Origin of the sequence: Curvibacter microcysteis, assembly GCF_028649455.1 — a bacterium.
Taxonomy (GTDB): Bacteria; Pseudomonadota; Gammaproteobacteria; order Burkholderiales; family Burkholderiaceae_C; genus Curvibacter; species Curvibacter microcysteis.
Map to the genome: position 1 here is coordinate 420,801 of NZ_JAQSIO010000003.1, position 20,362 is coordinate 441,162.

The window sequence follows — 20,362 nt, forward strand, 5'->3', positions numbered from 1 at the left end:
AATTTAGCAGCAAGGTTCGTAATCGTTCATTTTTGACGGTTTTGCCAGATGATTGGCCGAAAGTGAACGATGAGTGGTGCATCTGACCGCTGAGCGGATGGTGAGCGGCTCAGCTTGGGCGTCAGTTTGATGAGGGGCGGTGCCGCCGTTTCCTACAATGGGCAGATGTTTGTTCACCTGCGCCTTCACTCCGAGTTCTCCGTCGTTGACGGAACCACCCGCATCGACGAAGTCGTCAAAATGGCCGCCAAGAACGGCCAGCCCGCTCTGGCCTTGACGGACTTCAACAACCTGTTTGGCGCCATCAAGCTCTACAAGGAAGCCCGGGGCAAGGGCGTCAAGCCCATCATCGGGGCCGAAATCGTGCTAGAGGGGCCCCCCCACGCGCCGACGCAGTTGTCGCGCATGCTGCTGCTGGTTCAAAACACCCAGGGCTACCTGAACCTGTGCGAACTGTTGGCCCGTGGCTGGACGCGCAATGTGGTGGGTGCCCTGGCGGTGTGCCAGCGCGAGTGGCTGGCCGAGCTCAACGAGGGTTTGATTGCCTTGTCCGGGGCCCATTCCGGGGCAGTGGGTCAGGCCTTGCTGCGCGGCGATGAGGCGGGTGCGTCGGAGCTGGCCCTGCAGATGGCAGGCCTGTTTCCGCACCGCTTCTACCTGGAGCTGCAACGCGCGGGGCGCGCCGACGATGAGGCGCATGTGATCGCCGCCGTCAAATTGGCGGCCCGTTTGAAGCTGCCGGTGGTGGCCACCCACCCGGTGCAGTTTGCCGGGCCCGATGACTATGAGGCCCATGAGGCACGGGTTTGCATTTCCGAGGGCGAAATCCTGGGCAACCAGCGCCGGGTGCGCAAGTTCACCCGGGAGCAGTACTTCAAGAGCACTGAGCAGATGCAGGCCTTGTTCGCCGACCTGCCGTCCGCCTTGGAAAACACCCTGGAGATCGCGCGCCGTTGCAGCCTGACCCTGGTGCTGGGCAAACCGCAGTTGCCCAACTTCCCCACGCCCAACGGCATGCCGATTGACGAGTACTTCCGCTTCGCGTCGCATGAGGGCCTGGAAGAGCGTCTGAAGCTGCTGTTCGCCACCGACGCTGAGCGCGACGCCCAGCGCCCGCGCTATGTGGAGCGGCTGGAGTTTGAACTCGTCACGATTTTGAAGATGGGCTTTCCGGGCTACTTCCTGATCGTGGGTGATTTCATTCAATGGGCCAAGAACAATGGCTGTCCGGTGGGACCGGGCCGGGGCTCGGGTGCAGGCTCTCTGGTGGCCTATGCGCTCAAGATCACCGACTTGGACCCGCTGCAATACAACCTGCTGTTCGAGCGTTTTCTGAACCCGGAGCGGGTGTCCATGCCTGACTTTGACATCGATTTCTGTCAAAGCAACCGCGACCGCGTGATCGACTACGTGAAGGACAAGTACGGCAAGAACGCTGTCAGCCAGATCGCCACCTTCGGCACCATGGCGGCCAAGGCCGCCATCCGCGACGTGGGCCGGGTGATGGACATGAGCTACACCTTCTGCGACGGCATTTCCAAGCTGGTGCCGGGCAAGCCGGGCATGTCCTACACCTTGCAGTACCCGCCCAATCCCAAAAAGGAAGGCGACAAGAACAACTACGCCATCGAGCTGGAGCCGGTGCTGGCCGAACGCATCCAGAAGGAAGAAGACGTCAAGACCATCATCGAGATGGCGCAAAAACTCGAAGGCATGACCCGCAACATCGGCATGCACGCCGGGGGCGTGTTGATTGCGCCGGGCAAGCTGACCGATTTCTGCCCGCTCTACCAACAGCCGGGCAGTGAGTCGGCGGTGAGTCAGTACGACAAGGACGACGTGGAGGCCATCGGCCTGGTGAAGTTCGACTTCTTGGGGCTGGCCACGCTGACCATCCTGGAAATTGCGCGCGAATTCATCATGAAGCGCCACAAGGGGCAGGAGGACTTCACCTTCGAGACCATTCCACTGGACGACGGTCCCACCTACCGCCTGTTCCAAGAGGGCAAGACCGAGGCCGTGTTCCAGTTTGAAAGCCGCGGCATGCAAGGCATGTTGCGCGACGCCAAGCCCTCGCGCCTGGAAGACCTGATCGCCCTGAACGCGCTGTACCGCCCCGGCCCGATGGACCTGATTCCCAGCTTCGTGGCGCGCAAGCACGGCCGCGAAGAGGTGATCTACCCCCACCCCTTGGTCGAGCCCGTGCTGGCCGAGACCTACGGCATCATGGTGTACCAGGAGCAGGTGATGCAGACCGCCCAGGTGCTGGGCGGCTACTCCCTCGGGGGCGCCGACATGCTGCGCCGCGCCATGGGCAAGAAAAAAGCCGAAGAAATGGCCGAGCACCGGACCATCTTCCGCAAGGGCGCGGCCGAGAAGGGCATTGATCAAGAAAAGGCCGACGAGGTCTTCGACTTGATGGAGAAGTTCGCAGGCTACGGCTTCAACAAGTCGCACGCCGCTGCTTACTCGCTCTTGGCCTACCACACGGCCTGGCTCAAGGTGCACTACACGGCGGAGTTCTTCTGCGCCAACATGACCGTCGAAATGGACGACACGGACAAGCTCAAGGTCTTGTACGAGGACGCTGTGAAGATGGGACTGACCTTTGAGCCGCCGGACGTCAACCGGGGCCGCTACCGTTTTGAGCCGGTCACCAACAAAATCATCCGCTACGGCCTGGGCGCCATCAAGGGCACGGGCCAGGCGGCGATCGAAGCCATGGTGGCTGCGCGTGAGAAGGACGGCCCCTTCAAGAGTCTGTTTGACTTCTGCGTTCGTGTGGACAAGAGCCGCATGAACAAGCGCACGGTCGAGGCCTTGATCAAAGGCGGTGCGTTTGATGCCATCAATCCGCACCGCGCCTCGCTGGTGGCCAGCATCGACCGCGCCTTTGAATTCGCTGCCGCGACGGCGGCCAACGCCAATCAGGGCGGCCTGTTCGACATGATGGGCGATGACGCCCACGGCTCCAGCACCCAGGAGCCCGACCTGGTCGAAGTGCTGCCCTGGGGCATCAAGGAGCGCTTGACCCTCGAGAAGACGGCGATCGGTTTCTACCTCTCCGGGCACTTGTTCGATGAGGTCTCGACCGAAGTGCGCCGCTTCGTGCGCCGCCAGCTCGATGAACTCGCCGAGAGCCGCGACCCGCAAATGGTGGCCGGCATCGTGAGCGACTTGCGCGTCATCAATGGGCAGCGCGGCAAACTGGCCATCTTCAAGTTGGATGACAAGACCCGCACCATCGAAGCCACCGCCGACGAGGCCGTGATCAACGCCAACAAGAACCTGCTCAAGGACGATGAAATGCTCATCGTCAGCGTCAAGTGCCAGCCGGACCGGTTCTCCGGTGGATTGCGCCTGAGCGTGCAGCAGGTCTGGGACCTGCCCACGGCGCGCTGCCGCTTCGGCAAGCACCTGCAGGTGGCGGTCAATGGGCGCGCGCCTGACATCGCCAGGCTGCTGCGCGAGTTCCCCGCCAAGGTGGAGGAGTCTGAACAAGGCACTTTCGAGCGCGGGCTGGACATCCGCCTGCTGGTTCACCGTGAAAAAGACGGCGTGGCGGCCACGGCCGAGCTGCATTTGGGCGATGGCGCCAAGTTCTTCCCCACCGACGCGGCTTTGGCCAGTTGGGTGGCCCAGGCCCACGAGGGGCGCGCCCGCATCGTGTATGACTGATGTTGAGAAGGCGCTGGCCGTCGCCGCCGCAGGCTTGGCTGCCCGCGGCGGCTTCCGAACTGGGCTTGAACTGCGCTAATTCAGCATCAAATGAAAAAGATGGCCTGGAAAACCCTTCCAGAACCGGCCAAATGGACGGCCAGCCTCGGCGAGCCCCTGCGGCGTCATTAGAATGAAATTCATCATGGCAACGAAATCACCTTCCCAACCTGCCGCACCCAAGCTCACGCCCTCCGATGGCGAGGGCGGCGCCTCGGTGGTGCTGGAGCGACTGACCCAAAAAGTGCAGCCGCCTCAGATGTACCAGGTGGTCATGCTCAATGACGATTACACCCCGATGGAGTTCGTGGTGTTCGTGATTCAAGAGTTTTTCAACAAGGACCGTGAAACGGCGACCCAAATCATGCTGAAGATTCACCTCGACGGCAAAGGGATTTGTGGGGTTTATTCACGCGACGTGGCGGCCACCAAGGTTGACCAGGTCATGGATGCGGCCAACAAGGCGGGTCATCCATTGCAATGCGTGAGTGAGCCTGTTGAATAAATGGCTTTCAATCCGATTTAAAGTTAAACCACTCAACGCAAGGCAAAAGGAATTCACATGATTGCCCAGGAATTGGAAGTCAGCTTGCACATGGCCTTTGTTGAGGCCCGTCAGCAACGTCACGAGTTCATCACCGTGGAGCACCTGTTGCTCGCCTTGTTGGACAACCCCAGCGCCGCCGAGGTGCTGCGCGCCTGCTCGGCCAGCATCGACGACTTGCGAAAGTCCTTGACTAACTTCATCAAGGACAACACGCCCCAGGTGGCCGGGACCGACGATGTCGACACCCAACCCACCTTGGGCTTCCAGCGCGTCATTCAGCGCGCCATCATGCACGTCCAGTCGACTGGCAATGGCAAAAAAGAAGTCACCGGCGCCAATGTGCTGGTGGCGATCTTTGGTGAAAAAGACTCCCACGCGGTCTATTACCTGCACCAGCAGGGCGTGACCCGTTTGGACGTGGTCAACTTCATCGCCCACGGCATCAAGAAGGGCGAGCCGCCAGAGCCTGTCAAGGGCGCTGACGCAGCCCCTGCGGAGCAGGAAGAAGGCGGCGAGCGCAACGAAAAGGCCTCGCCACTGGAGCAGTTCACGCAGAACCTCAACCAGATGGCCAAGGACGGCAAGATCGATCCCCTGATCGGGCGCGACTACGAGGTCGAGCGCGTCATCCAGATCCTGTGCCGCCGCCGCAAGAACAACCCGCTGCTGGTCGGCGAGGCCGGTGTGGGCAAGACCGCCATCGCGGAAGGTCTGGCCTGGCGCATCACCCAAAACGACGTGCCGGAAATCCTGGCCGAAGCGCAGGTGTATTCGCTGGACATGGGCGCTTTGCTGGCGGGTACCAAGTACCGCGGCGACTTCGAGCAGCGCCTCAAGGGCGTGCTCAAGGTGCTCAAGGAAAAGCCCAACGCGATCCTGTTCATTGACGAAATCCACACCTTGATCGGTGCCGGTGCCGCCTCGGGTGGCACGCTGGATGCTTCCAACCTGCTCAAGCCTGCCCTGTCCAGTGGCCAGCTCAAGTGCTTGGGTGCGACCACCTTCACCGAGTACCGTGGCATCTTTGAAAAAGACGCCGCCCTGTCGCGCCGCTTCCAGAAGGTTGACGTGGTCGAGCCCACCGTGGACCAGACCGTGGAAATCCTCAAGGGCCTGAAGTCGCGCTTCGAAGAGCACCACAACGTGAAGTACGCTGCGGCGGCCCTGCAAGCCGCTGCCGAGCTGAGCGCCAAGTACATCAACGACCGCCACCTGCCTGACAAAGCCATCGACGTGATCGATGAAGCCGGTGCGGCCCAGCGCATCCTGGCGCCGTCCAAGCGCAAGAAGACCATTGGCAAGACCGAGGTCGAGGAGATCGTGGCCAAGATCGCCCGCATTCCGCCCGCCAACGTCTCCAACGACGACCGCGGCAAGCTGCAAACCCTGGAGCGCGACCTCAAGAGCGTGGTCTTCGGCCAGGACAAGGCCCTCGAAGTGCTGGCCTCCTCGGTCAAGATGGCGCGTTCGGGCCTGGGCAAGGGCGACAAGCCGATTGGCACCTTCTTGTTCAGCGGCCCCACCGGCGTGGGCAAGACCGAAGCGGCCAAGCAGCTGGCCTACATCATGGGCATCGACCTGATCCGCTTCGACATGTCGGAGTACATGGAGCGCCATGCCGTGAGCCGCCTGATTGGCGCGCCGCCCGGCTATGTGGGCTTTGACCAGGGCGGTCTGTTGACCGAAGCCATCACCAAGAAGCCGCACGCGGTGCTGCTGCTCGATGAAATCGAGAAGGCGCACCCGGACATCTTCAACGTGCTGCTGCAGGTCATGGACCATGGCACCTTGACCGACAACAACGGGCGCAAGGCCGACTTCCGCAACGTGATCCTGATCATGACCACGAACGCGGGTGCCGAGACCATGAACAAGGCCACCATCGGCTTCACCAACCCGCGCGAAGCGGGTGACGAGATGGCCGACATCAAGCGCTTGTTCACGCCTGAGTTCCGCAACCGTCTGGATGCCATCGTTGGCTTCAAGGCGCTGGACGAGCAGATCATCCTGCGCGTGGTCGACAAGTTCTTGCTGCAGCTCGAAACGCAACTGGCCGAGAAGAAGGTGGATGTCACCTTCACCGACAAGCTGCGCAAGCACCTGGCCAAGAAGGGCTTCGATCCGCTCATGGGCGCCCGCCCGATGCAGCGCCTGATCCAGGACACCATCCGCCGGGCCCTGGCCGACGAGCTGCTGTTCGGTCGCCTGACCGATGGCGGTCGCTTGACCGTGGACCTGGACGAGAAGGATGCGGCCAAGCCCGAGGTCATGCTGGACATCCAGCCGCTGCCCAAGAAGGAAGGCAAGGCCAAGGCCGAGCCGACCGAGCCCGAAGAGGCCGCTGCCGCCGACTGAAGCGACCCAGCCCCAAGAGCCGTGGCTCAGCCCAGGTTCATGCCAAAAGGCGGTGCAGTGCACCGCCTTTTTTCTTGGGACTTGGGGCCGCGGCAGCGTGCTTTGGCGCTTGCTTGTCCAGTCACGGCTGCGCGGGCAAGGATAATGGGCGCCCATGTCGCATACCTTTCTCTGGCACGATTACGAAACCTTTGGCGCCAACACCCGGCGTGACCGACCGGCTCAGTTTGCGGCCATCCGCACCGATGCGGACCTGAACGAAATCGGCGCGCCGATGATGTTCTACTGCCAGCCGGCGCCAGACTACCTGCCCGACCCACAGTCTTGCCTGATCACGGGCATCACGCCGCAGCTGTGCCTGGAAAAAGGCCTGCCCGAGCACGATTTCGCTGCGCGCATCGAGGCGGCATTCTCCGAGCCCGGTACCGTCGGCGTGGGCTACAACACCATTCGCTTCGATGACGAGATCACGCGCTTCATGTTCTGGCGCAACCTCATCGACCCCTATGCGCGCGAGTGGCAAAACGGCTGTGGCCGCTGGGACCTGTTGGATGTGGTGCGCATGGCGTATGCGCTGCGGCCTGATGGCATCGTGTTTCCACCCAAAGAGGATGGCAACCCCAGTTTCAAGCTGGAGGACTTGAGCCGGGCCAATGGCCTGTTGCACGAAGCGGCGCACGATGCCTTGTCGGATGTGCGTGCCACCATCGCGTTGGCGCGCTTGATCCGCGACAAGCAGCCGCGCCTGTTTGACTTCTGCTTCAGCCTGCACAAAAAAGACCGCGTCGCCAGCGAACTGGGCTTACCCACCTCGCCCCAGCACGCCAAGCCGTTTTTGCATGTCTCGGGCATGTTCCCGGCAGCCCAGGGCTGCCTGGCCGTGATGTGGCCGCTCGCCAGCCACCCCAGCAACAAGAACGAATTGCTGGCCTGGGACCTGGCCCACGACCCCAGTGAGTTGGCCAGCCTGGACGCGGCCACCGTGCGCCAGCGCCTGTTCAGCAAGCGCGACGAACTGCCCGAGGGTGTCACCCGTCTGCCCCTCAAGTCGGTTCACCTGAACAAGTCGCCCATGGTGGTGGGCAACTTGAAAACCCTGAGCCCGGCCATGGCCGCGCGCTGGGGCACCGACCTGCCGCTGGCCTTGCAACACGCCGAGCGTGCCTTGGCTTTGCCCGACCTCAGTGCGCTGTGGGCTGAGGTGTTCACCCGCGCCCTCGAGGCCCCAGCCGATGTGGACCAGGACCTGTACGGTGGTTTTGTCGGCAACAACGACCGCCGCCGCCTCAACCAGGTGCGCGCCCAGTCACCCGAAGAGCTGGCCACCAACCGCACTGGCTTTGACGACCCGCGCTTGAGTGAGCTGCTGTTCCGCTACCGGGCGCGCAACTTTCCGCACACCTTGCAGCCTGAAGAGGCGCAGCGCTGGGAGGCCTTGCGTGCGGCGCGCCTGTTTGAAGGGGAGGGTGGGGCCCGCACCCTGGACCAGCTGTTTGCCGAGATCGACACGCTTTCCGAGACCGCAGACGAGCGAGGCGAGGCCTTGCTGGGCGCCCTGTACGATTACGCCGAACACATTGCCCCCGAGTTTTGAGCTGCAGCTCCTCCGCTTGACCCCAATTCGACCCTGACCCGAACTGATTTTTGCCATGACCGATTCCCACACCCCCGGCTTCACGACGCAAATCGTCCATGCCGACCGCCGCGCTACCGTGGAGCACGGTGCCATCCACAAGCCCATCCACACCTCGGTGCAGTATGGGTTTGATCGGGTGGAAGACCTGATTGCCGTGTTCCAGGGCACGGCCAAGGGCGGCTTCAACTATGCCCGCCAAGGCACGCCGACCACCAACGCGCTCGAGGCCAAGCTGACCCAGATGGAGCAAGGCCTGGGCACCATCACCTTCGCCACGGGCATGGCCGGCATCAGCGCCATCTTCTTCACCTTGTTGAAGGCCGGCGACCACCTGGTGGCCAGCCGCTATGTGTTTGGCAACACCAACAGCGTCTTTGGCACTTTGGCCGATCTGGGCATCAGCGTGACCACGGTGGACGCCACCGACGCCGCCCAAGTGGCCGCCGCCGTGCAGCCCAACACGCGCATGGTGTTTGTTGAAACCATTGCCAACCCCGGCACGCAGGTGGCCGACCTCGAAGGCATTGGTCAGCTGTGCCGCGACAAGGGGCTGCTCTACGTGGTGGACAACACCGTGGGCTCGCCGTACCTGTTCAAGCCCGCCAGCGTGGGCGCCGGCCTGGTGGTTCACTCGCTGACCAAGAGCATTGGTGGCCACGGCAATGCCTTGGGCGGCTCGGTCACCGACACGGGTTTGTTTGACTGGGCGAGCTACCCCAACATCTTCCCGGCTTACCGCAAGGGCGACGCCAAGGGCTGGGGCCTGCAGCAGATCCGCAAAAAGGGCTTGCGCGACCTGGGCGGCACGCTGTCGTCCACCGCCGCTCACCAGATCGCTGCCGGCGCCGAGACCCTGGGCCTGCGCATGGACCGCACCAGTGCCACCGCCCTGGCCCTGGCCCAGTGGCTGGAGCAGCACCCCGCCATTGCCCGCGTCCACTACCCGATGCTGGCCTCGCACCCGCAGCATGCACGCGCCAAAAAGCATTTCAAGGCGGGCTCCTGGCTGCTGTCTTTTGAGTTGAAGAACGCCGACGACTGTCTGGGCCTGTGCAACCGCCTGCAGCTGCCGATCAAGGCCACGGGCCTGGCGGACACCCGCACGCTGATCATCCCGGTGGCGCACACCATCTTCTGGGAGGCCGGCCCCGAGGTGCGCGCTGCCATGGGCATTGGCGACAGCTTGATCCGGCTGTCGGTGGGTTTGGAGGAGGCGGAAGACCTGATCGCTGACTTCGCTCAAGCCCTGGGCTGAGCGAGCGCTTGGACCGGGTCCCCACGCCGGGGGGCTCGGCAGAGCGTCCCGCGCAGAGGGCTCGGCAGCGCAGCCTCAGCCGCGCGCGTCGAACTGCAAAATGGCGCGCGCCACCTGATCCAGTGGCAGGATGTCGTCCACGCCACCGAGCTTGATGGCTTCGTTCGGCATGCCAAACACCACGCAGCTGGCTTCGTTTTGCGCGATGGTGCGGGCGCCGCCGTCGTGCATCAGTTTCATGCCCCGAGCCCCATCGTCGCCCATGCCGGTCAGGATGATGGCCAAGGCGTCACGGCCCGCACATTCCGCCACCGACTTGAACAGCACGTCCACCGAGGGGCGATGCCGGTTCACGGGCGGGCCATCGCTGACCACGGCAAAGTACTGGCCTGCGGCCTTGCGCAGGTGCAGGTGGCGACCTCCCGGGGCGATCAGCACCAGGCCACGCTCCAGCCGGTCACCATCGCGCGCTTCGCGCACCTGCATGGCGCAGGCTTGGTTCATGCGGTCGGCATACATGGCGGTGAACTTCTCCGGCATGTGTTGGGTGATGGCGATGCCGGGCGCATCGGCCGGCAGGGCCGTCAGGATCTGTTCCAGGGCCTGCGTGCCACCGGTGGAGCTGCCAATCACCACCGGCTTGTTGACGGCAAAAGCGTGCAGCCCGCTGCTGCCCGCCACGCGCGCTGGCGTGCTCATCGCGCCCGTGGTGGGGCCCGCGCTTTGGCGTAGCGCCGGTGCGTTTTGCACCCGCAAACGCGGGTGGGCCCGGGCCGCCGCCTTGAGGGCAGCCACCAGTTCTTGGCGTGACTCTTCTAAAAACTGCTTCAAGCCCAGCTTGGGTTTGGCCACCACCGACACGGCCCCGGCGGCCAAGGCGTCCAGGGCCACCTTGCTGCCCTGGGTGCTGAGGCTGGAGCAGATCACCGTGGGGATGGGGTCTTGGGCCATCACCTGGCGCAAAAAAGTCAGCCCATCCATGCCCGGCATTTCGATGTCCAGCAGCAGCACGTCGGGGCGCTGCTGTTGCAGGCTGCGCATGGCGATCAAGGGGTTGGGGGCGCTGCCCAGCAGCTCCACATCGGGCAAGTCTTTGAGCAAATAGGCGATGGTCTGCCGCATCACGGCGGAGTCGTCGACGAGAAAGACCTTGATGGCGGCCATAACGAAACGTGTCCTTGTACTCAGTGGCTCAGGTCTTCGACCGGAATTTCTTCGATGATGGGTTCGGCGTCGCCAATCGTCCAGGCGATGCGGCGGTAAAACGGGCCTCCGACGGATTCCGCCAGCACCGGGATGCCGGCGTTGGCCAAGAATTCATTGACCCAGTCTAGGTTGGCATCGCCGACGGCGTAGCTGTTCACCCGCTCCGGGAACATGTTGCCACCGCCGCAGACCCAGGCCTCGCAATGCTCGGGCGCGAAGCCCACGGCGCGCAACTGGGCGAACAGCGTGCGCATGGCGGCTTGTCCGTGTCGGGTGTCGTGTGGGTCCTGTGGCGCGCGCTGCGAGGTGTGGACGATGTGGCACATCGCTCCCACCGTGCGTTTGGGGTCGGTCAGCAGCACCGCCACGCAGGAGCCCAGCAAGGTGTCCAGGCGCTCGCCGCGTTGAGCCAGCGCCACGTCACCCGGGTGCAAGAAGCGCACCCGTGGTTCCAGGGGTTGGGAGGGCAAAAACTCAAAAGGGCGGCTCATGCCATCTTCCGAAACACCCCGGGCGACAGGGCTTGCAGCGGCGTCTTGCAAGGCACGCGGCCTTCGGCCGTGCCGACAAAAAACAGGCCCCCGGGCTTGAGTGCGCCCAGCACGCGGTCGACGACCGCGGTTTTGGTGGGTGGGTCAAAGTAGATCAGCACATTGCGCAGAAAAATCGCGTCGAAGGGGCCCAGGCCGCTGAAAGGCTGGGTCAGGTTGAGCTGGCCAAACTTCACGCGCGTGCGCAACTCGGGTTTGATCATGGCCTGGCCTTCGGCGGGGCCCTCGCCGCACAGGCAGTAGCGGCGCAGGCGCTCGGGGCTGACATAGCGCAGCCGGCTTTCGGGGTAAATGCCTTCGCGCGCGGCGGTCAACACCCGGTGACTGATGTCGGTGGCCAGGATGGACCAGTTGTTGTTCACCAAGCCCTGGGCCTGCAAGTCGGACAGCAGCATGGCCAGGCTGAAGGCTTCGTCGCCAAAAGACGAGGCTGCGCTCCAGATCGACAAGCCTGGCCGGGGGCGCTGGCTGAGCAGTTCCTGCTGCAGCCACTCGAAATGGCGCGGCTCGCGGAAGAAATACGTTTCGTTGGTGGTCAACAGGTCGACCGCCATCTGGAATTCGGCCCCTTCGTCGGGGTCTTCCAGCAACTCGGCATAGTCCTCGAAGCGGCTCAGCCCCAGGCGTTGCAGGCGAAGCGCGAGGCGCGAGGACATCAAGGCTTTTTTATGGTCGGCAAAGGAGAGCCCCACACTCTCGTACATGAGGGCGCTGATGCGTTGGAAGGTTGCGTCGCTGAGTTGGGGCATCGAAGGGCGTTCTCAGCCAGCCGTTGCAGGCGAGCCGCCCGGCGCCGCGAGGGCGGCCATCTCGTCCACGTCCAGGGCCTTGGCCGGGTCCAGGATGATGACAAATCGCCCCTTCACCTTGCCCATGCCGAGGATGAATTCACGCTGGATGCTGGTGCCAAAAGGCGGTGGGGGCTCGATCTCGGTGGCGGGAATGTCCAGCACTTCACTGACCGCGTCCACCAACAGGCCCAGGGCGATGGTTTCGCCCTCGCGCTCAGCCTGAAAGATCACGATACAGGTCTTCTTGCCGGCCACGGCGGGCGGCTTGCCCAGTCGGGCTTGCAGATCAATCACCGGCACCACGGCACCGCGCAGGTTGATGACGCCCCGCACAAACGCCGGCATCAAGGGCACGGGCGTCAGGGGGCCGGGCTGGATGATCTCCCGCACGCTGCTGATGTCCATGGCGTAGACGCCATCGGCCAACACGAAGGTGAGGTACTGGGCGGCGGCCTCGCTGGGCGGCTCGTCGCGGGTCGGTGCCTGGCGGATGCTCATGGGAACCTTTGGTCTCAAGGGGGGCGGGAGGCGCTGCGGTCGGTGGGCTTCAGTAGGGGCGGAAGTTGGCTTCACCGCTGGCCCCACGCAGGCCTGCACCACCCAGGCGCGGCACGGGGGCGCTGTCGGCCAGTCGGCGGCGGGGCAGGGCTTCGGCATCGCTGCGGCGGGTGCGCACGGGCGTCAGTTCAAGCTCGGCCACGTTGAAGAAACCGATCACGTCCTGCAGTTGCTCGGCCTGGCCCGACAGTTCTTCCGAGGTGGCCGCCAGTTCTTCCGACGCCGACGCGTTTTGCTGCGTGGCCTTGCTGAGCTGGTTCATGGCGCTGCCGATCTGGTTGACAGTGGTGCTTTGCTCCTCCGAGGCTGCGGTGATCTCCTGCACCAGGTCCGAGGTGCGCTTGATCGAGGGCACGATCTCGTCCAGCAGCTTGCCAGCACGCTCGGCGGTGGACACGCTGTGGCTGGCGAGGTCGCCAATTTCCTTGGCCGCTTCCTGGCTGCGTTCGGCGAGCTTGCGCACCTCGGCGGCCACCACGGCAAAACCTTTGCCATGTTCACCGGCCCGCGCAGCTTCGATGGCGGCGTTGAGTGCCAGCAGGTTGGTTTGGTAGGCGATGTCGTCGACGATGCCGATCTTGGAGGCGATCTGTTTCATGGCCTTGACCGTGTCAGCCACGGCGCCGCCGCCCTCATCGGCTTCAGCCGCGGTCTTGGTGGCCATGGAGTCGGTGACCTTGGCGTTGTCGCTGTTTTGCGAGATCGAGGCGGACATCTGCTCGATCGACGCCGTGGTTTCTTCCACCGAGGCGGCCTGTTCACTGGCCGCTTGCGACAGCGATTGCGCGGTGGCGCTGACCTGGCCCGCCGCCCCGCTGAGCGCGCTGGCTGCGGCGCGCACCTCGCCCATGATCCGGGTCAGTTCGTCGGCGGTCTTGTTGCCACTGGCTTTGACGCGGCCAAACAGGCCGTCGTAGTCGCGCTCGATGCGGAAGGTCAGGTCGCCGCGCGAGAAGGCCTCCAGCAGGCTGGCCACATCGTTCAGCCCGTCTTCACTGGTTTCCATCAAGGCGTTCACGCCGGAGCCCAGCTTGGCAAAGAAGCCGCTCTTGCCGTCCAGGTTGACGCGCTTGGCAAAGTCGCCGTGGGTGGCGGCTTCGACGATGGCGGCCACTTCGTTTTCAATGCCCACTTCCTGGGTGCGGTCCTCCCACTCGACCACGGTGCCAATGCGCTGGCCTTCGGCATCGATGATGGGGTTGGCCGTCAGGCCGAAATGCAGGGCGCCGACACGGATCTGGGTGCGGTGCGTGCTGCGCAGCAGGGCCAGCATGCCGGCCTGGTGGGCCGGGTTCTTGTGGAACACGTCGATGCTTTGGCCAATCAGGTTGCGGCTGTCAAAGTGCGGCAGGCTCTTGCGCAGCTCGGGTTCGTTGCGCTGCATCATCTGCGTGACGGTTTCGTTCATGTAGATGATGTGGTTGCCGGCGTCGGCAATCATCACATTGGTGCTGCAGCGGTCCAGCGCATTGCGGATGCGGGCGTTCTCCGCAGCCACCTCGGCCGCTGCCGCCGCTGCGGCCTGCTCGCGTGCCTGAGCCGCGACTTCGGCCGTGCGGTCAGCCCACTCGACCACCGTGCCCAGGCGGGTGCCGGCGGCGTCCAAGATGGGGTTGGCCACCAAGCCAAAGCTCACCGAACCCACCTTGATTTGCGTGCGGTGGGTGCCACGCAGGCTGGCCAGCATGCTGGTCTGGTGGGCCGGATTTTTGTGGAAGGTGTCGATGCTTTGACCAATCAGGCGGCGGGCGTCGAACTCGGGCAGCATCTTGCGCAGCTCGCTTTCGTTCTTTTGCATCATCTCCGTCACCGTCTGGTTCATGTAGACGATGTGGTTGCTGTCGTCGGCAATCATGACGTTGGTGGAGCAGTTGTCCAGCGCGGTCTTGATGCGGAAGTTGCGCTCCGATTCCACCAGCAGCGTGTTGATGCCCTTGCACAGCTGCGCCAGCGCGCTGCTTTGATCACCCACGTCGATGCGCTGTGACAGGTCCCCCAGGGCGGCCGCCTGCATGGCAGCCTGGGCCTGCTTCATCAGCTCGGCCTCTTTGGCGGCTTGCGCCAGTTCTTCCGGGCTGGGCCCAGAGGAAAAAACGCGGGAGATCCAGGAGGTTTGGTGGCTGGTGTTGGACATGGGACGCTCTCTTTTGGACAGGGTTGTTCTGAAGGACGTTGTGAGGCAGGGCGACTCAGGGCGACAGGCTGCTGGCTTGGGGGCTGGGGCGACGCAGCCCCTGCACCGCGAGTGACCCCAGGGCCAGGACGTCAAAAATCAGGGCCACCTCTCCGCTGCCCAGGACGGAGGAGCCCGAGATCCCGCGCAGCGTGTGGAACAGGCGCCCCAGGGGCTTGATCACGGTCTGGTGTTGGCCCAGCAACTGGTCAACTTCCAGACCAAAGCGGGTCGGGCCGGCTTGCACCACGACGATGCTGACCCGGTCTGGGCGGGGGCTGTCCAACCCGTAAAGCTGGCGCAGGCTGATCACCGGCAGCAACTGGCCGCGCAGGGGCATGCAAAAACGGCCGGATGGGTCAGCCGATGGCGCCAGTTGCGCCTCGTGCTGCCCGGCCTGGCCTTCGACCACTTCCACCACCGCTTCCAGCGGCAGCACGAATTTGGAGGGGCCGACGCTGATCAAAAAGCCATCGATGATGGCCAAGGTCAGGGGCAGGCGGATGTCGATGTCCGTGCCTTGGCCGGCTTCGCTGTACACCGTGACGCTGCCGCGCAAGGCCTCGATGTTCTGCCGCACCACGTCCATGCCCACGCCCCGGCCCGACAGATTGGTCACCTGCGCGGCGGTCGAGAAACCAGGCTCAAAAATCAGCTGCAGGATGTCTTCATCCGGAGGCACCACGCCCGGCTCGACCAAGCCACGCTCCCAGGCGCGTTGCAGCACGCGTTGGCGGTCCACGCCGCGCCCGTCATCGCTGATGCGGATCAGGATGCTGCCCGATTCATGCTGGGCACTGAGCACCAGGCGGCCTTGGGCCGGCTTGCCCTTGGCCAAGCGCTCGGCGGGTGTTTCCAGCCCGTGGTCCAGGCCGTTGCGCACCAAGTGCATCAGGGGGTCGCCAATTTTTTCGACCACCGCCTTGTCCAATTCGGTGTCTGCTCCGACGATTTCCAGCGCCACTTCCTTGCCCAACTCGGCGGCGGTGTCGCGCACCACCCGGCGGAAGCGGTTGAACGTGGCGCCCATCGGCACCATGCGCAGTTGCAAGGTGCCGTTGCGGATCTCTTCGATCAGGTGGCCGATGTGCTCATTGGTCTCGATCAAGCGGCTCTGCCGGGTTTGACGGGCCAGCATGTCAGCCCCGGCGGCGGCGGTGACCAGTTCGCCCAGCAGGTTGATCACGGCGTCCAGCCGGTCGGCTGGGATGCGGATGTAGCGCTGCTCGTCGCTGGCGGCTTCGCGCGGGCGTTGCTGCTTGTGGACCGCCGCGGCCAGCACCTCCTGGTCCAGGCCGGCCTGCTCTTGCAGGATTTCACCGAGCCGGGGCGCTGTCCCCAGCGGGCGCAGAACCCGGTCCTGTGCTTGTTGCTCCAGGCCCGCCGCCAGTTGGTCTTCTGTGATGGCGCCGACACTGACCAGCAAGTCACCCAGGCGGGGGTGGTCAGGCAGGTCTTCGATCAGGTCGACAAAACGGGAGGTGGGCGCGGTCGGCGGGATCAGGTGCAGCTGGCAGTCGTCGCGGATGAAGCTGAAGGCGTCGTCCACGGCAGCTTGCGGGCCGTCGGAGCGCATCGACACTTCCACACTCAGGTGGCAGTTTTCGGGGTCGAGGTCGGCCAAAGCGGGAATGCGGCTGCGGTCGCTGGCCAAGGCCATGACTTCGGTGTGGCTGCTCAGGTAGCGCACCACGCTGAGGGGGTCCATGCCATGGCGAAAGCAGTCGGCCCCAAAGTGCGCCGACAAGTGCCAGCGGCCCAAGCGGGCTTCAGCCGCTGACGGACTTGCGCTGTCGGCGGCCTCCACCGCGGGCGCCTCGCTGGGCCCCCCCATGGCTTGTCGCAGTTGGCGGACCAAGGCCTCCCGGCGGTCTTGTTGCGCCGCATCGTCCTGGGCCTCGCCTGCGGCTTGGTTGACCAGGGCCAAAATCTGATCATTGCAGGCCAGCAGCAGGGAGCTGAGCACGGTGTCCAGCCGCAGGTGACCTTCGCGCAATTCGTCGAGCAGGGTTTCGATGTGGTGGGTGAAGTTCACCACCTGGTCCAGACCGAAGATGCCGGCCGAGCCTTTGACGGTGTGGGCGCAGCGGAACAAGGCGTCGAGTTGCTCCCGGTTGTGCGGGTCTTCTTCCAGCTGCAACAGCAGTTGCTCGATTTGCGTCACCTGCTCGCGGGCCTCATTGATGAAGGCCGGCATGGCGGCCGCGATGAAGTCGTAGTCGGCGTCTGAATCCGTCTGGCTCATGGGGTGCTGTCCTCCGGGTTGAGGGCAAACCAATGGGCGCAGCCCAGGGCTTGCAAAGCATCGCGCAACAAGGGGCTGGGCTCGATCAAGTCCATGGCTTGGCCTTGGGCGCTGAGGCTGTTGGCGAGCGCCCCGAGCAATTGCAAGCCGGCCCCGTCGACGTCGTTGACGGCCCCCCCGTGCACCGCACGGCTCATCACGTTGCTCTGATGGGGGTCCTGCAGCCAGAGCAAAAGGGCTTGGCGGGTGGACTCCACCGTGTAGATGGTGAGCTCGTCGGGCAGGGTGAAGGGCTCGCTCATGGGGTGACTTTCAAGGCAGCACCAGCTTGGACACGGCGTCCAGCAGCACGGCGGGGCTGAAGGGCTTGACGATCCAGGCCTTGGCACCGGCGGCGCGGCCTTGCTCTTTCTTTTCGGCCTGGCCTTCGGTGGTGAGCATGATCACCGGCGTGAATTTGTAGCGAGGCAATTGCTTGACCCGGGTGACGAAGGTGATGCCATCCATGCGCGGCATGTTGACGTCGCTGACGATGAGGTTGATCTTGCGGCCGTCGAGCTGGCGCAGGGCGTCTTCGCCGTCAACGGCTTCGAGCACTTGGTAGCCCGCGCGCGTCAGGCTCAGGTTCACCACCTGGCGCAGGGAGGAGGAGTCGTCGACGATCAGAATGGTTTTGCTCATGCTCTTGGGGTCAGGGGCTTGGTTCAGAAAAAGGTGGCGGATTCGGGGCTGGCGTCGGCCTTGGCCGTGGCGCTGTTCCGGTCGCCGCTGCGCTCCACGCGGAGTTGGCGCTGCTCGGCCGTGGTGTAGCCGGCGCTCAGCAGGGCTTCCCACTCGGCCTCATCGGGCCAGTGGCCTTGTGGCAGACCCTCGCTCAAACGCTGGCTGCCGCGCTGCATGGATTGGGTCACCTGCTCCAGGATCTGTTGCACCCGGTCCTGGAATTGGAAGGACATCATCATCTGCTCCACCAGCGCGCGCACCGCCTGGCTGCTTTCGCCCAGTTGGTCTGCGCGATGGTTGAGCACGGCGACGGTGGAGGTCACCCGTTCCACCACGGTGTTGATGGTGTCTTGCGAGGCCTTGACCAGGCGGGTGTCCGTTTCGGCCCGGCTGGCGGTGTCGTTGAGGGTTTGTTGGACCTGGGCGCTGAAGGCTTCAACCTGATCGCCAATGCGTTTGCCCGTGTCCCCTGAGGCACTGGACAGGCGCCGAACTTCCGCCGCCACGACGGCAAAGCCCCGACCCGAGGCCCCGGCCCGGGCGGCTTCGATGGTGGCGTTGACGGACAGCAGGTTGGTCTGACGCGCGATCATGGCCACGTCTTCGGCCATGCCCCGCAGGCCCGCCGAGCTTTGGTTGAGTGAGACCACGGTGGCCAGCATGCGGTCACGGGACTGCACGAAGGCGCTGAACTGCCCCACCAAATCACGCAGCTCGCTTTCGCAAGCGGCCAGGGTATGGGCTTGATCGTTTGGGTTGGCGTGCGCGGCGTCGGCCGGGGATTGGGTGATGCGGTCGAGCTGGTCCAGGATGGCGATGAAGCCCTGCAGCAACTCATCGGTGCCTTGGCGCATCTGGGTTTGAGCGCTCTCGATGTGCAGGGACCAGCGTTGTACCCCTTGGCTCACCCGTTGAACCACCAGTTGGGCCGGGTTGGCGGCGGTGCCTGACGCTGGGTGGCTGCTTGCCGGGCGCAGCCGCAGCAGGCTTTGGGCCAGGGCCAACAGGATCAGGGCCACGGCGCTCAAGGTGCTCAGCCAGCCCAGGCCCAGCCACCAGGCGGCAGTCCAGCTCAAGGCGGCCAGCAGGCTCCCGCCAAGAAGCATCCAGTGAGCTGGGTGTGCGCTGGGCGCGTCATGTGCCTCCATCTGCATTGAACTCGCTCCCCGTGACAATGACTTACATCTTGCCGGATGTTGGTTGGGAGTGTCAATCTTGCAGACTTTGCTGTTAAAAATAGTTTAATTTATCAGCTCGATTTTTTCGTTTTGCCCGCGACGAGCGAACAAATACTCGCTAAAGTGGAAGGCTGTCCAAATTTCAGAGCCGGAACTGGGTGGCTTCAGGACGCCCCGGCAAGCTCAATTGGGTGGGGCTCGCGGCGGTCTGGGCGATGCACTGGCCACGCCGGTACACGCGCAGACGGGCGGGTTTCAGGCGCAGCGCTTCGACCGGGTCGCGCGCGTCCAGCAGCACAAAGTCGGCATGGCAGCCCGGGGCCAAACCGTAATCTTTCAGGTGCAGCAAGCGCGCTGGCGCGGTGGTGATGGCCTCGAAGCACTGGCGCATGGCCGCCTGGCTGGTCATCTGGGCCACATGCAGACCCATGGACGCCACCTCCAGCAAATCCCCCGAGCCCAGGCTGTACCAGGGGTCCATCACGCAGTCTTGGCCGAAAGCCACGGTCAGGCCGGCCGCCAGCTGTTCAGGCACGCGGGTCATGCCCCGGCGCTTGGGGTAGCTGTCGTGGCGGCCTTGCAAGGTGATGTTGATCAGGGGGTTGGCCACCACACCCAGGTCGGCTTCGGCCATCAAGGCCAGCAGTTTGCTGACGTAGTAGTTGTCCATGCTGTGCATGGAGGTCAGGTGCGAGCCTGTGACGCGCCCCTGCAGGCCCAGGCGCTGGGTGTGCAGGGCCAGCGTCTCGACGTGGCGTGACATCGGGTCGTCCGACTCGTCGCAATGCATGTCGACCAGCAGGCCGCGTTCGGCAGCCAGTTCACACAGCAGCTGCACGCTGTCGCTGCCCTGGGCCATGGTGCGTTCGAAGTGGGGAATTCCGCCCACCACCTCCACCCCCAGGTCCAGCGCGCGTTTCAGGTTGGCCAGAGCCGTCGGGGAGCGCAGCACGCCGTCCTGGGGGAAGGCCACCAGTTGCAAGTCCAGGTAGGGCGCGACCTGGCGCTTGACCTGCAACAAGGCCTGCACGGCCAGCAGGCGGTCGTCGCAGACATCGACGTGCGAGCGGATGGCCAGCAGGCCGCGCCCCACGGCCCAGTCGCAGTAGCGCAGGGCGCGCTCCACGATGGCGTCATGGGTCAGGTGGGGTTTGAGCTCCCCCCACAGCGCAATGCCTTCCAGCAAGGTGCCGCTTTGGTTGACGCGCGGTTGGCCGTAGCTGAGGGCTGAATCCAGGTGGAAGTGCGCATCCACAAAGGGGGGGCTGAGCAGCAAGCCCTGGGCGTCCAGGGTGTCGTGGGCTGGGGCGTGGAGTCCGGGCGCGACGTCCACAATGCGGCCGTTTTGCACCGCGATCGATTGGTCTTGTCGACCATCTGGCAAGGTCGCGTGTTGGATCAGCAAGTCAAGCATGGGGTAGTCTGGG

The 20,362-nt window shown here is 64.3% G+C and carries 15 protein-coding genes; 5 read left to right on the top strand and 10 right to left on the bottom strand.

Annotated elements, in window-relative coordinates; translation table 11 throughout:
• Window positions 1-165: 165 nt before the first annotated feature.
• From dnaE to PSQ39_RS10560, 5 genes are all read left to right on the top strand, one after another.
• Window positions 166-3,678 (top strand): DNA polymerase III subunit alpha, encoded by a 3,513-nt coding sequence (gene dnaE, locus PSQ39_RS10540; RefSeq protein WP_273926726.1) that lies wholly within the window; start codon window positions 166-168, stop codon window positions 3,676-3,678.
• Window positions 3,679-3,850: 172 nt separating this feature from the next.
• Window positions 3,851-4,222 (top strand): ATP-dependent Clp protease adapter ClpS, encoded by a 372-nt coding sequence (clpS, locus tag PSQ39_RS10545; RefSeq protein WP_273926727.1) that lies wholly within the window; start codon window positions 3,851-3,853, stop codon window positions 4,220-4,222.
• 57 nt (window positions 4,223-4,279) lie between these two features.
• A complete protein-coding gene (gene clpA / locus PSQ39_RS10550) occupies window positions 4,280-6,619 on the top strand; it encodes an ATP-dependent Clp protease ATP-binding subunit ClpA (protein ID WP_273926728.1) in 2,340 nt (779 codons plus the stop codon).
• Window positions 6,620-6,773: 154 nt separating this feature from the next.
• Window positions 6,774-8,213 (top strand): exodeoxyribonuclease I, encoded by a 1,440-nt coding sequence (gene sbcB / locus PSQ39_RS10555; RefSeq protein WP_273926729.1) that lies wholly within the window; start codon window positions 6,774-6,776, stop codon window positions 8,211-8,213.
• Between the two features lie 55 nt (window positions 8,214-8,268).
• The gene (locus PSQ39_RS10560; RefSeq protein ID WP_273926730.1) at window positions 8,269-9,510 is read left to right on the top strand and encodes a cystathionine gamma-synthase family protein; all 1,242 of its coding nucleotides are present in this window, start codon (window positions 8,269-8,271) and stop codon (window positions 9,508-9,510) included.
• Between the two features lie 75 nt (window positions 9,511-9,585).
• On the opposite strand, the gene PSQ39_RS10565 is transcribed toward PSQ39_RS10560, so the two are convergent.
• The 10 genes from PSQ39_RS10565 to PSQ39_RS10610 form a co-directional block, all read right to left on the bottom strand.
• On the bottom strand, window positions 9,586-10,674 hold the full coding sequence (locus tag PSQ39_RS10565) for a protein-glutamate methylesterase/protein-glutamine glutaminase (protein ID WP_273926731.1): 1,089 nt from the start codon (window positions 10,672-10,674) through the stop codon (window positions 9,586-9,588).
• A gap of 20 nt (window positions 10,675-10,694) precedes the next feature.
• Window positions 10,695-11,207, bottom strand: a complete 513-nt coding sequence (locus tag PSQ39_RS10570; RefSeq protein ID WP_273926732.1) for a chemotaxis protein CheD — start codon at window positions 11,205-11,207, stop codon at window positions 10,695-10,697.
• Entirely contained in the window at window positions 11,204-12,016 is an 813-nt protein-coding gene (locus tag PSQ39_RS10575; protein WP_273926733.1) for a CheR family methyltransferase, read from the bottom strand. Before PSQ39_RS10575 ends, PSQ39_RS10570 begins: the two co-directional genes overlap by 4 nt.
• A gap of 12 nt (window positions 12,017-12,028) precedes the next feature.
• A complete protein-coding gene (locus PSQ39_RS10580; RefSeq protein WP_273926734.1) occupies window positions 12,029-12,556 on the bottom strand; it encodes a chemotaxis protein CheW in 528 nt (175 codons plus the stop codon).
• Window positions 12,557-12,605: 49 nt separating this feature from the next.
• Entirely contained in the window at window positions 12,606-14,750 is a 2,145-nt protein-coding gene (locus PSQ39_RS10585; protein WP_273926735.1) for a methyl-accepting chemotaxis protein, read from the bottom strand.
• Between the two features lie 55 nt (window positions 14,751-14,805).
• The gene (locus tag PSQ39_RS10590) at window positions 14,806-17,034 is read right to left on the bottom strand and encodes a chemotaxis protein CheA (protein WP_273926736.1); all 2,229 of its coding nucleotides are present in this window, start codon (window positions 17,032-17,034) and stop codon (window positions 14,806-14,808) included.
• Window positions 17,031-17,336 carry an STAS domain-containing protein gene (locus PSQ39_RS10595; protein ID WP_273926737.1) on the bottom strand — a complete coding sequence of 102 codons (306 nt, stop codon included), beginning with the start codon at window positions 17,334-17,336 and terminating at the stop codon, window positions 17,031-17,033. Before PSQ39_RS10595 ends, PSQ39_RS10590 begins: the two co-directional genes overlap by 4 nt.
• A 10-nt stretch (window positions 17,337-17,346) precedes the next feature.
• Entirely contained in the window at window positions 17,347-17,715 is a 369-nt protein-coding gene (locus PSQ39_RS10600) for a response regulator (RefSeq protein WP_273926738.1), read from the bottom strand.
• Window positions 17,716-17,738: 23 nt separating this feature from the next.
• Entirely contained in the window at window positions 17,739-18,863 is a 1,125-nt protein-coding gene (locus PSQ39_RS10605) for a methyl-accepting chemotaxis protein (RefSeq protein ID WP_273926739.1), read from the bottom strand.
• A gap of 214 nt (window positions 18,864-19,077) precedes the next feature.
• Window positions 19,078-20,349: an amidohydrolase family protein gene (locus tag PSQ39_RS10610; protein ID WP_273926740.1), complete on the bottom strand. Its 1,272-nt coding sequence runs from the start codon at window positions 20,347-20,349 to the stop codon at window positions 19,078-19,080.
• Window positions 20,350-20,362 lie beyond the last annotated feature (13 nt).